General features: G+C 55.7%; 12 protein-coding genes and 2 tRNA genes. 13 read left to right on the top strand and 1 reads right to left on the bottom strand.

All coding sequences use genetic code 11. From position 1 onward, the window contains the following. Window positions 1-229 precede the first annotated feature (229 nt). The 10 genes from XarbCFBP7408_RS22520 (at window position 230) to XarbCFBP7408_RS20160 (ending at window position 10,356) form a co-directional block, all read left to right on the top strand. Window positions 230-715 carry a hypothetical protein gene (locus XarbCFBP7408_RS22520; RefSeq protein ID WP_146093800.1) on the top strand — a complete coding sequence of 162 codons (486 nt, stop codon included), beginning with the start codon at window positions 230-232 and terminating at the stop codon, window positions 713-715. Window positions 716-750: 35 nt separating this feature from the next. Next, window positions 751-1,629 carry a hypothetical protein gene (locus XarbCFBP7408_RS22515; RefSeq protein ID WP_146093799.1) on the top strand — a complete coding sequence of 293 codons (879 nt, stop codon included), beginning with the start codon at window positions 751-753 and terminating at the stop codon, window positions 1,627-1,629. Window positions 1,630-1,826: 197 nt separating this feature from the next. Then, a complete protein-coding gene (ppnN, locus tag XarbCFBP7408_RS20195; protein ID WP_104564462.1) occupies window positions 1,827-3,212 on the top strand; it encodes a nucleotide 5'-monophosphate nucleosidase PpnN in 1,386 nt (461 codons plus the stop codon). Between the two features lie 115 nt (window positions 3,213-3,327). Further along, complete coding sequence (locus tag XarbCFBP7408_RS20190; protein ID WP_104564461.1) at window positions 3,328-3,870, top strand: GspH/FimT family pseudopilin; 543 nt, start codon at window positions 3,328-3,330, stop codon at window positions 3,868-3,870. Continuing rightward, window positions 3,867-4,340: a type IV pilus modification protein PilV gene (pilV, locus tag XarbCFBP7408_RS20185; RefSeq protein WP_104564460.1), complete on the top strand. Its 474-nt coding sequence runs from the start codon at window positions 3,867-3,869 to the stop codon at window positions 4,338-4,340. The genes XarbCFBP7408_RS20190 and pilV overlap by 4 nt, the downstream gene beginning before the upstream one ends. Then, entirely contained in the window at window positions 4,337-5,476 is a 1,140-nt protein-coding gene (locus XarbCFBP7408_RS20180) for a PilW family protein (RefSeq protein WP_104564459.1), read from the top strand. The genes pilV and XarbCFBP7408_RS20180 overlap by 4 nt, the downstream gene beginning before the upstream one ends. Next, a complete protein-coding gene (locus XarbCFBP7408_RS20175; protein ID WP_258072242.1) occupies window positions 5,466-5,993 on the top strand; it encodes a pilus assembly PilX family protein in 528 nt (175 codons plus the stop codon). Before XarbCFBP7408_RS20180 ends, XarbCFBP7408_RS20175 begins: the two co-directional genes overlap by 11 nt. A gap of 9 nt (window positions 5,994-6,002) precedes the next feature. Further along, a complete protein-coding gene (locus tag XarbCFBP7408_RS20170) occupies window positions 6,003-9,782 on the top strand; it encodes a pilus assembly protein (RefSeq protein WP_104564457.1) in 3,780 nt (1,259 codons plus the stop codon). Beyond that, window positions 9,779-10,213 carry a type IV pilin protein gene (locus tag XarbCFBP7408_RS20165; protein ID WP_104564456.1) on the top strand — a complete coding sequence of 145 codons (435 nt, stop codon included), beginning with the start codon at window positions 9,779-9,781 and terminating at the stop codon, window positions 10,211-10,213. Before XarbCFBP7408_RS20170 ends, XarbCFBP7408_RS20165 begins: the two co-directional genes overlap by 4 nt. Before the next feature lie 66 nt (window positions 10,214-10,279). Beyond that, window positions 10,280-10,356 (top strand) — tRNA-Asn (locus XarbCFBP7408_RS20160). 51 nt (window positions 10,357-10,407) lie between these two features. Here XarbCFBP7408_RS20160 and XarbCFBP7408_RS20155 read toward each other — a convergent pair. Beyond that, the gene (locus XarbCFBP7408_RS20155; protein WP_104564463.1) at window positions 10,408-10,950 is read right to left on the bottom strand and encodes a GspH/FimT family pseudopilin; all 543 of its coding nucleotides are present in this window, start codon (window positions 10,948-10,950) and stop codon (window positions 10,408-10,410) included. 140 nt (window positions 10,951-11,090) lie between these two features. Between XarbCFBP7408_RS20155 and uvrB the strand changes: the two genes are divergently transcribed. The 3 genes from uvrB to XarbCFBP7408_RS20140 all read left to right on the top strand — a co-directional run bounded on the left by uvrB (window position 11,091) and on the right by XarbCFBP7408_RS20140 (window position 14,096). After that, window positions 11,091-13,112 (top strand): excinuclease ABC subunit UvrB, encoded by a 2,022-nt coding sequence (uvrB, locus tag XarbCFBP7408_RS20150; protein WP_065031749.1) that lies wholly within the window; start codon window positions 11,091-11,093, stop codon window positions 13,110-13,112. A gap of 104 nt (window positions 13,113-13,216) precedes the next feature. Further along, window positions 13,217-13,291: transfer RNA gene (locus XarbCFBP7408_RS20145), tRNA-Val, on the top strand. Between the two features lie 562 nt (window positions 13,292-13,853). Next, window positions 13,854-14,096 carry a hypothetical protein gene (locus XarbCFBP7408_RS20140; protein ID WP_104564455.1) on the top strand — a complete coding sequence of 81 codons (243 nt, stop codon included), beginning with the start codon at window positions 13,854-13,856 and terminating at the stop codon, window positions 14,094-14,096. The last annotated feature ends 28 nt before the right edge of the window (window positions 14,097-14,124 follow it).

Here is a 14,124-nt window from a genome sequence, read left to right as displayed (position 1 = left end):
GCTCGCTGAAGACGTCTACGCCACGCATGGTAGTGGGGGATGTTCCGACTCAAGTAGTCTACGAGCTGAGAGGTATTTCAGCAGCCTGTTAAGGCACTTATATCATTATTTCGTAAACTTATTGAGCTCTGCTGAGAGTATGAGTAAAGCCTATGCAAGAAGAGGCGACGATGAGGGGTTGGAAAATTTTATTTTGGGTTTTTAATATTTTTACAAATGGAGATTTTAAATGGGAACTATTCCGTTGAGGGCTGCAGTTTGTCTTGCATTAAGCGTGGGCGTTTTTGGTCTTATGGATGCTTCAGCGAATACTCAGAGCTTTCCACTTCCGCAGTTCCCTTGCAACTGCGGTGAGGAGTGGGTGCCAAACTGGCCGTCGGACGATGGCGGCAGCGCAGGTGATTTTATGCTCAATCTGGACCCAGCGATTCCTAACCCCTACCCGGCAGTTTGCGGCTCGTCTAGAGAGCAACGTATGCTGCACGCAATGTATGATATAAACTCATATAATGCGTTAGTTCGTCGTTCGATAGGGTTTGGTGACTTTTATAGAGTTAGGTACGACGACGGGTTAGAAGAAACCTATGCTGCAGTCGGTATAGGCGGTCCAGTCATTTTAATGGGAGTTGTGCAGGGCGGAAATGCCCCGCTTGGTACCTTCGGATTCCCTTACGAATATGTGCCTGATATTTGTCGAGTGCCCACTCCAGTCTGAATGGGAAATTAAATTTGTTTAAAAGCAAATCAAGCTTGAAGGTCTTGTTTTTTGGGGTCGTCTTTGTGGCGGCCCTTTTTATTTTAATTTCATTCCTTTATAGGAATTATTTCAATGAGCTCAATAATCATGTTGATTTAGCTGGCTTGGCAGTAAATTCGGAGCAAAAATCTAATAAGGTGGTCGGTAATTCCATTGATCCTGGTAGTTCCCCAGCAAAGAAGGTTTTTCCTAATTTTTTAAGAGATTTAAAATTGAAGTCTGATGCAGGGGATGTGAGGGCCTCATGCAAATTGGCCAGTGAATTGCAGAAGTGTATGAACATGTCTAACAGGTTAACTGCATTGAGCGTGAATACTCTCAATAGTAAGGAAGCACTGACAGGGGTTGAAACTTTGTTAAGGGGTTTGGCGCGTTGCGAAGGTGCGGCCTCGCTGAATGCGGGTGAGATAGTTTCGTACTGGCGAAAAGCTGCGGAGGCTGGCAGCTATGAGGCGAAACGCTATTACATGTTGGGCCGCCCGTTTCGCAGCGATGATGTGATCTCGTCCGCTATCGAGTTAATAAAATACAAGGGCGTAGCGGAAAAGTACGCGATTGAGTTGGCAAGGTCTGGCGATATATATGCGATGCTTGCCCTGGCTGATGCAAATGATCCCTCTAACGGTATAAACCGATCATTACTCTCCCAGGTGATTATCGAAAAGGATCCCGTTTTTTCATTATTTATTTATGATAAAATTTATGCAACCCTAGGAGCATCTGGCACTCCTCCAGAAGTGCTAAAGCGCCGTGAAAGTTTGCGGATTTTGACTGCTGGGGCCGAATCAAATACCCTAAAAGTTAGGTCGGCTAAGAATTGGAGTGAACCTAAAGTTTCAAGCTACGACGGCCAAATTTCGGAATGTTCGTGATTATCGAAGTAATTACGAATATAGTCGTCAGTGATGGCCGCCTGTGCTTTTTATTATTTCATATTTCTTTTCATTTAAGCGTTGCCCTTCATAAATTTATTGATGCTGGTCAGTTTTGATGCGCCGATGGTAGTTGCAGGTAATTTTTATTTTGGCGGCCGATACGCTAAAGTTGGCTATAAATGAAGGGAGATGCTATGGAACTCAGCAGTACGGCAGCACGGGCGCTGCCGGTGGTGGATGCGCGGATCTATCCGCGCGGTGGCCTGGACGTGTTGTCCAAGGCGGAAGTTGCGCGTCTGCGCGATGCCTCCAGCGGTGGCATGCATGAGCTGTTGCGCCGCTGCGCGCTGGCCGTGCTGACCAGCGGCAGCGCGTCAGACGACCCGCGCGCCGCGCGCGATCTGTATCCGGATTTCGATATCCAGGTGAACCAGCAGGACCGCGGCATCCGCATCGATCTAAGCAACGCACCGGCGATGGCTTTTGTCGATGGCGAGATCATCCGGGGCGTGGCCGAACTGCTGTTCGCCGTGGTGCGCGACCTGGCCTACATGGCGATCGAGCTGGAAGCCCAGCGCGGGGATCTGGATACCAGCGAAGGCATCACCAACGCGGTGTTCGGACAGCTACGCAATGCACGCATCCTGCAGCCGTCGGACCCGAACCTGGTCGTGTGCTGGGGCGGCCATTCCATCTCGCGCGACGAATACCTTTACACCAAACAGGTGGGTTACGAGCTGGGCCTGCGGGGGCTGGACATCTGCACCGGCTGCGGCCCGGGCGCCATGAAGGGCCCGATGAAGGGCGCCACCATCGCGCACGCCAAGCAGCGCAAGCATCACACGCGCTACATCGGCGTCACCGAGCCGGGCATCATCGCCGCCGAGTCGCCGAACCCGATCGTCAACCACCTGGTGATCATGCCGGACATCGAGAAGCGCCTGGAAGCCTTCGTCCGCATCGGCCACGGCATCCTGGTGTTCCCGGGCGGCGTCGGCACGGCAGAGGAAATCCTCTACCTGCTCGGCATCCTGCTGCGCGAAGAGAACGCCGACCTGCCGTTCCCGCTGATCCTGACCGGCCCGACCATCGCCGCCCCGTATTTCGAGCAGATCGACCGCTTCATCCGGCTCACCCTGGGCGAAGCTGTCGCCTCCCGCTACGAGATCATCGTCGGCGACCCGGTCGCCGTGGCGCGTCGCATGGCCGAAGGCATTCACCAGGTACGCGCGCACCGCAAGGAGCAGAAGGACTCGTACTACTTCAACTGGTCGGTCCACATCCCGCTTGAGTACCAGCAGCCGTTCGAACCCAGCCACGAGGCCATGGCCGCCCTCGACCTGCACCACGGCCGCCCAGCGCCCGCACTGGCCGCCGACCTGCGGCGTGCCTTCTCCGGCATCGTCGCCGGCAACGTCAAGGAGGACGGCATGCGCCGTATCGAGGAATTCGGCCCCTTCGAGATCCACGGCGACCCGGACATCATGCAGGCCCTGGACGAGCTGCTGCGCGGCTTCGTCGAGCAGCGCCGCATGAAGATTTCGGGGGATTACCGGCCTTGTTATCGGGTGGTGACTTGAGACGAGACAATAGGGGGGAGCGCTCGTCCCCCTCGTTGCACCGTTCATCCGCCTGTAGATTGTGTCTGATTTCAGGGTGAGGCACGATGTGGCCTCAATGCTGGGGAGCATGTAGATGTCGTTTCGAGAGCGCGGTTTCACGATGCTGGAGTTGCTGGTAACCGTCGCGGTGATTGCGGTATTGGCAGCGATCGCCTTTCCTAATTTCAAAAGCGTCATTCAGTCAAATCAAATTGCTACCGCCTCCAATGAGGTTCTTGCCGCATTTTCATTCGGGCGAAGTGAAGCCGTGCGGACTAATAGTAGCGCGGGGATATGCCCTTCCAGTACCGGCACCAGTTGTAGTGGCAATTGGGACAGCGGCTGGATCGTCTGGCGTGACGATAACGCAAATGGAAGCCTGGATGGCAATGAAGCCGTCCTTCGATATGGCCAAGGAAAAGGGGCCGTGACCTACAAAGGAAATCCACCTGTTAAATTCACCTTTGATCGACGCGGCAGAGTTGTAGGAAGCGGGTCGAATGGGGCGGCACTGCAAGGTTCACAGGTGTTTCTGATTCAATCAAGCAGCTGTAAAGCTGGTGAGGTTGCATTAGCTCGCACCTTGACTGTGGGTGTAACGGGGCAGATCCGTATTTCCAAGAGCAACTGCACATGAGTAGGTCGACCTCTATTTTGAAGAATGGCCGCTCAAGATCGGCGCAACGAGGCTTCTCATTAATCGAGGTGCTTGTCGCGGTCCTTGTGCTTGCAATCGGATTGCTTGGCTTTGCCCTGCTGCAGACGACCAGCGTGCGTATGTCGAAAAGTGCAGCCGTTCGGACCCAGGCCACTAACCTAGCCACAGAGCTGCTTGATCAAATGCGCGTCAATCGCTTAAGCGCGGCAAGCTTTCCCAGCCTGGCTACCTTTGCAAGTGGCTCTGTCAGTACAACAAGCTGTATTCCGTCAATTGGCGCTGCCGACGTATCAAAGATGGTTGCTTTATGGAAGTGCGAGGTGGTCAGGACGCTTGGAGATAATGCAGGTTCGACAGTGTTGTTTGATAACGGTATCGCGACTGTGCAACTGACCTGGAGCGATCGTGGCGGAGATAGTACGCAATTTAGCGTGAGCACTAAACTATGATCGGCTTTAAGCGCGGACGTCTACGAGTCAGCGGCGTATCGTTAATTGAATTGATGATCGCGTTGGTCATAGGTCTGGTGTTGATGCTTGGCATTCTGCAGGTCTTTGCCGCCTCTAAAACTGCGTACCGTCTTTCAGAGGGCCTTGCACGAACTCAGGAAAATGCACGTTTTGCCATCGATTACCTGCAGCGTGATATAAGAATGGCTGGGCATTTTGGTTGTGTAAGCGATCAATCCCACCTCCAGAACTCTGACGCGTTGCAGTCGAATTTTGCGAGCAACGCGGACCAGGCGCTAAATTTTAAAGTATCAATCCAGGGGTATGAGGCCAACGGCACCGCACCGTCTGACTCAGTAACTCTTGGTGCTCCCACAGGCGGATGGACTCCTGGTCTGCCTACGTCAATTTCCGCGCTCTCTCCACTAGCAGGCAGTGACATCGTCGTTTTGCGGTTTCTCTCACCGCAGGGTACGCCCGTCAATACAGTGGCCGCTGGCGCCAGCACGACGAAATTTACGGTGTCACCGGCGCGGTGGGTTGCTTTCACCCAGGACGGCGTCGCCAATCCCCAACTGTTCGGTGTTGCAGATTGTACCTACGCCGATGTGTTCCAAGCATCTGCTACTTCTGCGTCAACTGGCGAGGTAACGGTGGCGAAAGCCATCAGCCGCTATTCCGCTCAGCCCACCGGGCAAACCAACTTGTACCGAGCAGAGTCGCTTGTTTATTATGTCGCCGCAAACTCAGGTGGCGAACCTGCGCTCTTCCGGGCGCGATACGGCGGGGCAGGCTACACCAGCGAGGAGCTGGTTGAGGGCGTGGAGAGCTTACAGTTCATATATGGTCAGGATCGTGTAACGGATCTGACATTGAACCCCCCAAGTGGTTATATTGATGTCCAAAATACTGCTGCAACTCTAGGCAGTGTGGCCGCACAGTGGCGGCGCGTCGGTAGTGTCCAGATTGGACTTTTGATGAGAAGTCCTGAGAATTCCGCGGCGGCTGCACCTATTGCCGCAAATCGCCCACGTGTGCTTGGAGTAGAGTTTGTCCCACCTTCTTCCTTTGATGGGAGGGTGCGAGGCGTCTACGAAACGACGGCGGCGCTGAGGAATCGTTTGTATGGAAACTAGCCTGAATAGAATGCAGCAAGGCGGGCGGCTACATCTGACGTCTAGAAATAATCAGTCAGGGGCAGTGCTTTATGTCGCCTTGATCATGTTGATTCTTCTTGCGTTGCTCGGAATCGCGGGGATGCAGGTGACAGGCCTGCAAGAACGAATGGCCTTCAATTATCGGTCCACAAACGTTGCATTTCAGAACGCCGAACAGCTTGCCCGCTCTACCGAGTGTGGAGTTGAGAATCTAATCAATCGGACCAATGTCGCCGGCTGCACCGCAGTCTCCGATATAAAGGTGTGCGATCAGCTGTTCGATGCGACTAGTTGGGCAATGAACCTAAGGCCTCAAAACGGTTCTGGGACGAATGTTAGATTGCTGGGCCCATGTATCTCTGGTTATTCCAGTTTTGGCATGGGAGAGGCAGTCAACGAAGATCCCAATCCTATCTATCAAGTCACTGCATACAATACAGACGGGGTTGACAGCGACGCTGCCGATGCCGCTGTCGACACTATTTTCCGCCCTTGAGGCACACATATGCCGGCTCGTCGCTTTAATCTAAAGATATTGGCCCTGATTGCAGCTGCTGCGCTCTGCACTTATGGCATTTATGCAGCGCTGTCGGCGCAGGGTCAGGGGGATTTGGCCCAGGCGCCGATGAATACCCAGAGCCCAGCGCAGGCAGCATTCATTATGGCTGTCGACGATTCGAATTCGATGGGATTCGAGATGTTGACAAGCATCGGTGATTTGAACATGCGCTGGAACTCTTGCACAAGAAGCTTCTTTTCAAGTGCAGGTGTTTTTTATTCGGGCGGCAATAATGATTGCGCAATAAATACTGGCAGTGTCATCTACCTTTTTCCACATGCGGATTTCGATAAGGCTTACGGTGGTGGTGCAATGCCGCCCCTGGACCAGTTTGGTTTTGCGCGATCTCCCGCATATAATAAAACCTATTTTGATCCTTCTACAGCCTATTCGCCATGGCGCAAGGCAGATGGGACGCTTTGGGACAACGCGACTCCTGCCGCGACTCGTGCTGATCCAAGGTCTGACAAGGCAGTGCCTTATGGTGTTGCGTATGACTTGACATCCAATCGCTCGTCGACAACTGAATCTTTCTATATCCCGCGAAATACTGCTGTGCCTAATCTTGCGGGCACAGGGGTGCGATATAGGTTTAATGGCAATTGGTCGACTGCTGCGCGGACTTTTAATGGTACTAGCGGCAGGGGGAATAATGGGGATAATGACTCTTCCGGGAACGCAATAGGAAATGCCTTTTATTCGTTCGATTATTTTCCGGCCACATTTTATCTTCCTGCGGCAAGTGCTGCGCCCAGTGGGTATAAAATTGCTGATGTCAACCGACCGTTGGCAGTGAATGCCTGTGGGTCAGGCTGTAATCTAAGGCGATATCAAATCAAGCTGGAAAATTATGATAATGCGGCTGCCTATAATGCAGCGATCCAAAATTTTGCTAACTGGTTTCAATATCATCGCAATCGCACGTTGGCCATGATTGGTTCAATGACCCAGTCCTTGGTTAATATTAATAATATGCGTATTGGGTATTTTACTATCAATTCTCGAAGTAATGATGTCGTTATGTATCAAATGCCTAACGAGCGGCCCAATCTTTATTCGGTGATAACGACGTTGACGCTCAATGGTGGCACGCCGAATCGCTCCGCAGTAGGCTACTTGGGAGCGCAGTTCAGCCGTACTGACGCCGGTGCGCCGGTGCAGCTGTCCTGTCAGAAGAATGCCGGGATGTTGTTTACCGACGGCTATACAAATAGTAGTGATGATTCGGCAGTCGGTAACGAAGATGGTGCACTCAGTACTCCATTTTCTGATAAGTACGCAGGGACAATCGCTGATCTGGCGACCAAATACTACGAAGGTTCCGGTGTGCCGCTGCGGACCGGCGGTACGTTTGCAGCCGGAAGGGTCAGGGCTCCCGACGCCTGCGCTACGTTGGCCACTACCAGCCCGGACTGGAAGCGCCTGGACTGTGAGACCGATCTTCATATGAATTTCTATGGGATCACGCTGGGTGCTCAGGGGCGAATTTATGAGGTCAATGCGGCAGCAACTGCAGATCCCTATGCGAATCCGCCAGTCTGGGATAATCTTTCAAATCCAAGTGAGACCGATGACGGAACTGTGATTGACGAGTTGTGGCATGCAACGATCAATTCGCGCGGTGAATTCGTAAATGCAAAAACGCCGGACGAAGTGACTGCTGCGATGCGCAGAATTCTGTCCAGTGTGGCGTCCGGTGCTTCCCCTGCGGGGAGTATCGCTCTTACCGGAGCTCGCATTGGTGCGGGTTCATTCACCGTAGTTCCCTTTTACGAAGCGCTCAATAGTGGTACGGATTGGTACGGGAAATTGACCGCTCAACGGGTGGCTGCTTCCACTGCAAGTGGTGATCTTGCTTACACGGATATTTGGGAGGCGAGTGCGCTGATTCCTCAGAGTACGTCACGTAATATTTTTTATGGCACGCCAACCGGTGCGGTACCTTTTAACTCTACTAACGTAAAATTGGCGGATCTTTGCAGTAATGTGGCTTCGGGCATGTCTACCTGTACTGATGCCGTGATCACTGCGCGACTAAAGGTCGATGCTGCCCAGGCCGTGGATTACTTGCGCGGAAATCAAGCTTTGGAGACTTCTAGCACCACGCCGTTGCGTAAGCGTACAACGCGGCTGGGTGATATTGTTAATTCTACTCCAGTGATCGAGTCTGCGACGGATGACTTTGGTTATCGTTCAATGTATGACGTGGCTTCCAATAAGTATGACCCCTATAATTATGCCGCCTACTTGAAGACGAAAGCTGCAGCTGGTCGCAGCATGGTGTATGTAGGTGCTAACGACGGAATGCTGCACGGGTTCAATGCCAGTAACGGGGTTGAACAGTTTGCTTATATTCCGCAGGCAGCCTTAGGTCATATGGGAAATTTGCTGTTTCCCTACAATGCAGCTGACAAGAACAATCAGTATTTCCAGCATCGTTATTATGTTGATGGGCCAGTTGCTGTTTCCGATGTCGCATCTGCTGTTGATAGTTGGTCCACAGTGCTTGTAGGGACTGCTGGTGCCGGTGGTAAGAGTGTTTTCGCCCTGAATGTTACAAGTCCTTCAAGCTTCTCGGCGAATAGTCGCCTTTGGGAGCTGAGTGACTCAAGCTCAAATGCGGCAATTTCGCGAAATATCGGCAACGTTCTGGGTAAACCTGTCATTGTCCCAGTGCGTAGTTCATCCGGCGTCGTTAGATGGAAGGCAATTTTTGGAAATGGTTACGGAAGTGCCAATGGTAGAGCTGTGCTGTTTGTTGTTGATATCTTGAGTGGAAGGGTGAATCTACTCCCCGCAATTGAAGCTGGAATCAATACCGCAAATGGCTTGGGGAATATTGTCGTCTTGGATCGTTTTTCCGGATCGACAGGTACCGAAAGTGGACGTGATGGCTCTGCGGATACGGTTTACGCAGCTGACCAGCTTGGGGCGATTTGGAAATTTGATCTTCGTAGCCTTGCATCAAATCCCGCGACGCCGGAGACGGCTGCAACGCTGGCGCTGCCGTTGTTTGTCGCCAAGGATGCTCAGGGAGCCCGCCAGCCTGTTCTAGGTGGGTTGCGTGCGTCTGCGGGGCCCGGGGGCGGTGTGATGCTGTTCTTTGGCACTGGGGGATTCTCTTTCCGAAGTGACGCGTCGGATACTTCTCAGCAGACACTTTATGGTGTGCTTGACCGCGGCAACGCCACCACGATCCAGCGTGCCGATCTCCAGCAGCAGAGAACTGTCTCTAGTTCAGGGGACAGCCGCGACACGACCACTTTAGCCATGCCTGCAGGAGGTTTGGGGTGGTATCTCGATTTGGCAGGCCAGGGTGAGCGTTTTGTCGGAAATCCTTCGATCCAAAACGGCATCGTTTTTTTCCCGACGTTCCAACCCGGCTCCACAGACGGTTGTTTGCCTGGCGGTACCAATTGGCTGTACGGGCTCAGTGCGCTATCCGGGGCAGCGCAACTCTCCGGGGTGAGGATTGGTACGCCGACCGGTCCTGCGTACTCCTCGGGCACTGGGGCAGTGGCACTCAAGACTGAGGGGTCGTCGCCTGTAAAGGACGTTGTTGTGATGACGATGCCCCGGCAGGGGCCTCTCACATCGGATGCGTCCAGTGGCGATCTTGACAACGCGCTATCGAGGCAATGCCAAATGATGATTAACCTTCCCGGCTCTAAGACGCTGTTCATGGCACGCGCCTGTGGGCGTCAATCCTGGAGGCAGATCAAATGATGACCAGCATGTCAAACGGGCGTCGCGCAACGAGCGGTTTTACATTGATCGAGTTGATGATCACTGTGGCGATAGTGGCTATCCTTGCCGCTGTGGCGTACCCGTCCTATGTCGAACACGTAAGGAAGTCTCGGCGGGCTCAAGCGAAGGCTGATTTGGTTGAGTTGGCGCAACTAGCGGAACGTTTCCATACGGCGAATGGGACGTTTGCGAATTTTTCACTGAGCGGTAGTGGGGGGTTCACCCAATCTCCGAAGGAGGGGGGCACTGCGCGCTACCTGCTTTCCCTTGCCGCCGCACCGACCTCTTCCACCTTTTCTGTTGTCGCCTCGCCCCAGGGCGATCAAGCCAAGGATAAGTGCGGTACGCTCTCGCTCAATCAGGCAGGGGCGAAGTCGGCTAGTGGAGGAAGTGTCTCTGACTGTTGGTGAGCCATGGACAAGAATAAAAAAAACACTTGCCAGTAGCGCCGATGCCTCTGTACAATTCGCCTCCCCGCCCGAATAGCTCAGCCGGTTAGAGCACTTGACTGTTAATCAGGGGGTCGTTGGTTCGAGTCCAACTTCGGGCGCCAAGATGTTGAAGAGGCCGCGACTAGTCGCGGCCTCTTTGTTTTTGCTGGAACTTACCGTGCAGGGCAGGTGGTTGGTTGCCTGTAGCGGACAGAGCGCGTCCGCCCTGAGTTGTTGACGATGACATCTGCCAGGCGCTGCGCACGCGTGCAGAGGCTGATCGTGATGTTGGTGCCGCTGTTGCGGCCGTTCGGAAGAAACCGGACAAGCGATCGGCCGATCGTTCCAGTGATGCGGATGTTCTCGCTCGCAGCATACTGCTCGACCCGCATGATCGAGCCTGCGTCCGCAGGCTGCCCATTACGCGTTGGGTCTTTGAAAAGAATCCACCCCTGGCCCCAGTCGCTGTCAGGTCGGCAATTGGCGCCGTCGACGGATGGACAGACGCTAACTGGCAGGCGATGGGTGACGGCTAGGCTCCTGGCCATTGCCAGATGCGCGGTGAGCAGGTGAATCCGTGCCTGTGCGCGCTGCCACTCGATCAGACCTTTGAAGCTGGGCAGGCCGATGGCCGCCATGATCCCGATGATCGCCATCACGATCATCAGCTGTACTGCCGTGTACCCTTTTGCACACGAATGAGTCACTGCTTTCACCGTCCTGCTCCCTGGCTTGGAGCAAGCAGTCTCTACGGCGTCCAAAGCTCAGGTAAGGTCGGCTCTCACGTGATGGGGTGTCAGGCTTTTACCGAAAGTGGCCTCCGCCATTCGTGCAGTCCTCCCCCGAGATCCGCTCCATGACCGACCGTTTTCAGCTCGTATCCCCGTACTCCCCAGCCGGCGATCAGCCTGCCGCCATCGAGAAGCTGGTGGCCAGCTTCGAGGCCGGTCTGGCCAAGCAGACCTTGCTCGGCGTGACCGGCTCCGGCAAGACCTACACCATCGCCAACGTGATCCAGCAGGTGCAGAAGCCGACCCTGGTGATGGCGCCGAACAAGACGCTGGCGGCGCAGCTGTACGGCGAGTTCAAGTCGTTCTTCCCGCACAACGCGGTGGAGTACTTCGTCAGCTATTACGACTATTACCAGCCCGAGGCTTATGTGCCCTCGTCGGATACCTTCATCGAGAAGGACAGTTCGATCAACGAGCACATCGAGCAGATGCGTCTGTCGGCGACCAAGACCCTGCTGTCGCGCCGCGACTCGTTGGTGGTGGCCACGGTATCGGCGATCTACGGCCTGGGCGCGCCGGAAGACTATCTGTCGCTGCGCTTGATCCTGTCGGTGGGCGAGCACATCGATCAGCGTCAGCTGATCCGCCATCTCACCGATCTGCAGTACACCCGCAACGAATTCGAGCTGACCCGCGGCGCGTTCCGCGTGCGTGGCGAGGTGCTGGACGTGTTCCCTGCCGAATCCGACACCGAGGCGTTGCGGATCGAGTTGTTCGATGGCGACATCGAGCGGCTGACCCTGTTCGATCCGTTGACCGGCGAAACGCTGCGCAAGCTGCAGCGCTACACCGTGTACCCCAAGACCCATTACGCGACCACGCGCGAGCGCACGTTGAGCGCGGTGGACACGATCAAGGACGAATTGAAGGAACGGTTGGAGCAGCTGTATTCGCAGAACAAATTGGTCGAAGCGCAGCGCCTGGCGCAGCGCACCCAGTTCGATCTGGAAATGATGGCCGAAGTCGGCTTCTGCAACGGTATCGAAAACTACTCGCGGCATCTCACCGGCAAGGCGCCCGGCGAGCCGCCGCCGACGCTGTTCGACTACTTGCCGCCGGACGCGCTGCTGGTCATCGACGAGTCGCATGTGACCATTCCGCAGATCGGCGCGATGTACAAGGGCGACCGCTCGCGCAAGGAAACGCTGGTGGAGTTCGGTTTCCGTCTGCCGTCGGCACTGGACAACCGGCCGCTGCGTTTCGAGGAATGGGAGGCGCGCTCGCCGCGCAGCATCTATGTGTCGGCCACGCCGGGGCCCTACGAGCTGCGCGAGTCCGCCGGCGAGATCACCGAGCTGGTGGTGCGCCCGACCGGCCTGATCGATCCGGTGGTCGAGATTCGTCCGGTCGGAACGCAGGTGGACGACCTGATGTCCGAAATCCAAGAACGCATCAAGCTCGGCGACCGGGTGTTGGTGACCACGCTGACCAAGCGCATGTCCGAGAACCTCACCGAGTACCTCGGCGAGCACGGCATCCGGGTGCGCTATCTACATTCGGATATCGACACCGTGGAGCGCGTGGAGATCATTCGCGACCTGCGCCTGGGCAAGTTCGACGTATTGGTCGGCATCAACCTGTTGCGCGAAGGCCTGGATATGCCGGAGGTCTCGCTGGTGGCAATCCTGGATGCGGACAAGGAAGGCTTCCTGCGTTCGACCGGCTCGCTGATTCAGACCATCGGCCGCGCGGCGCGCAACCTGCGCGGCAAGGCCATTCTGTATGCCGACAAGATCACGCGTTCGATGCAGGCAGCGATCGACGAGACCGACCGTCGCCGCGAGAAGCAGGTCGAGTACAACCTGGAGCATGGCATCACGCCCAAGTCGGTGGCGCGTCCAATCTCCGACATCATGGAAGGTGCGCGCGAGGATGCCGCCGAGAAAAAGGCCGGCAAGGGACGCTCGAAGTCGCGTCAGGTGGCGGAGGAAATGCCCGATTACCGCGCGATGGGGCCTGCCCAGATCGCCGGCAAGCTCAAGAGCCTGGAGCAGCAGATGTACCAGCACGCCAAGGACCTGGAGTTCGAGGCGGCCGCGCAGATCCGCGACCAGATCCAGAAACTGAAAGCTGCCAGCCTGGCGTAGGGCAGGGCGACAGCGCGAAAGTTCGAGCGCAGGGAGGGCTTGTGGTGATCCAAACCCTGCGCTAGAATGCGCGCCCTGCACAGCGCAATGCTGACGCAGGAAACGGGCGGTTAGCTCAGCGGTAGAGCACTACCTTGACATGGTAGGGGTCACAGGTTCGAACCCTGTACCGCCCACCACTCCAAGTCCAGACGGCACGGCGACTTGGGTGGCTTCAACATCGGCAGCGACTGCTGCCACTGACCCCAAAGTGACCCCACGCAAAAGCTCTTGCAGCTTCTGCGCGTCCTTGTTTGGTCTTCGACATCGATCACTTGCGATCACTTGCTTCTGTACATCGCTCCGGCGTGCTGGACGAATTGCGTGCAATGGTCGGGCGTCGCTGCGGCGCGGCGGTGTCCTGGCACGCCGGGCGCCCTAGGCACGCCCCCGCGTTCGGGATCGCTGGTGTCAAGCCGCGGCATCTGCACGGCGTGTCACTCGTCGCGGCGCTGGTCGCGGCGCTGGTCGCGGCGCTGGTCGCCGCATCCGCGAAGCGGCAAGCAGGCTTTTTGCCGACAGGCACGCGTGTGGCTCTGAAAGCAGTTCAAGCGCCAACGGAATTCCGTCGGCGTTGACCCATCCGGATCATCGCCTGGCGTCGAATGCGCGCGCGGTTTTGCCGGCTTCGCCGATACCGCTTTCTCCATCACGCGTCTTGCTTTAGCATCCCCTCCGCGCTGACGAAAAGGAAGGCTGGCGATGGACGAGTATCAGCACACCGTGCTGACCAGGGGCGGGTACCGTGTGGTGGCAATCACCCGGGAAGACACCTATACGCCTGACGCTGTGGTGGCCTATGCCGTGGTGACGGATGCCGGAACCCGGATCACGCCGGATCTTTCCCTGGATCAGGCCAGAGTCTGGATTGATTCGCTCGTCGAGAGCGAGAGTGGCGGACGCAAGTCGGACCTGCTCGATCACAAACCCGTCGTCCGTCGCTGAGTAGCGTCGAGAAGTAAGCCAAGGAGTA

The sequence above is a fragment of the Xanthomonas arboricola pv. guizotiae genome (genome assembly GCF_002940205.1).
GTDB lineage: Bacteria > Pseudomonadota > Gammaproteobacteria > Xanthomonadales > Xanthomonadaceae > Xanthomonas > Xanthomonas arboricola_C.
Note: the sequence above shows the minus strand (reverse complement) of the source record. Positions and strands in the feature narration are given on the sequence as shown.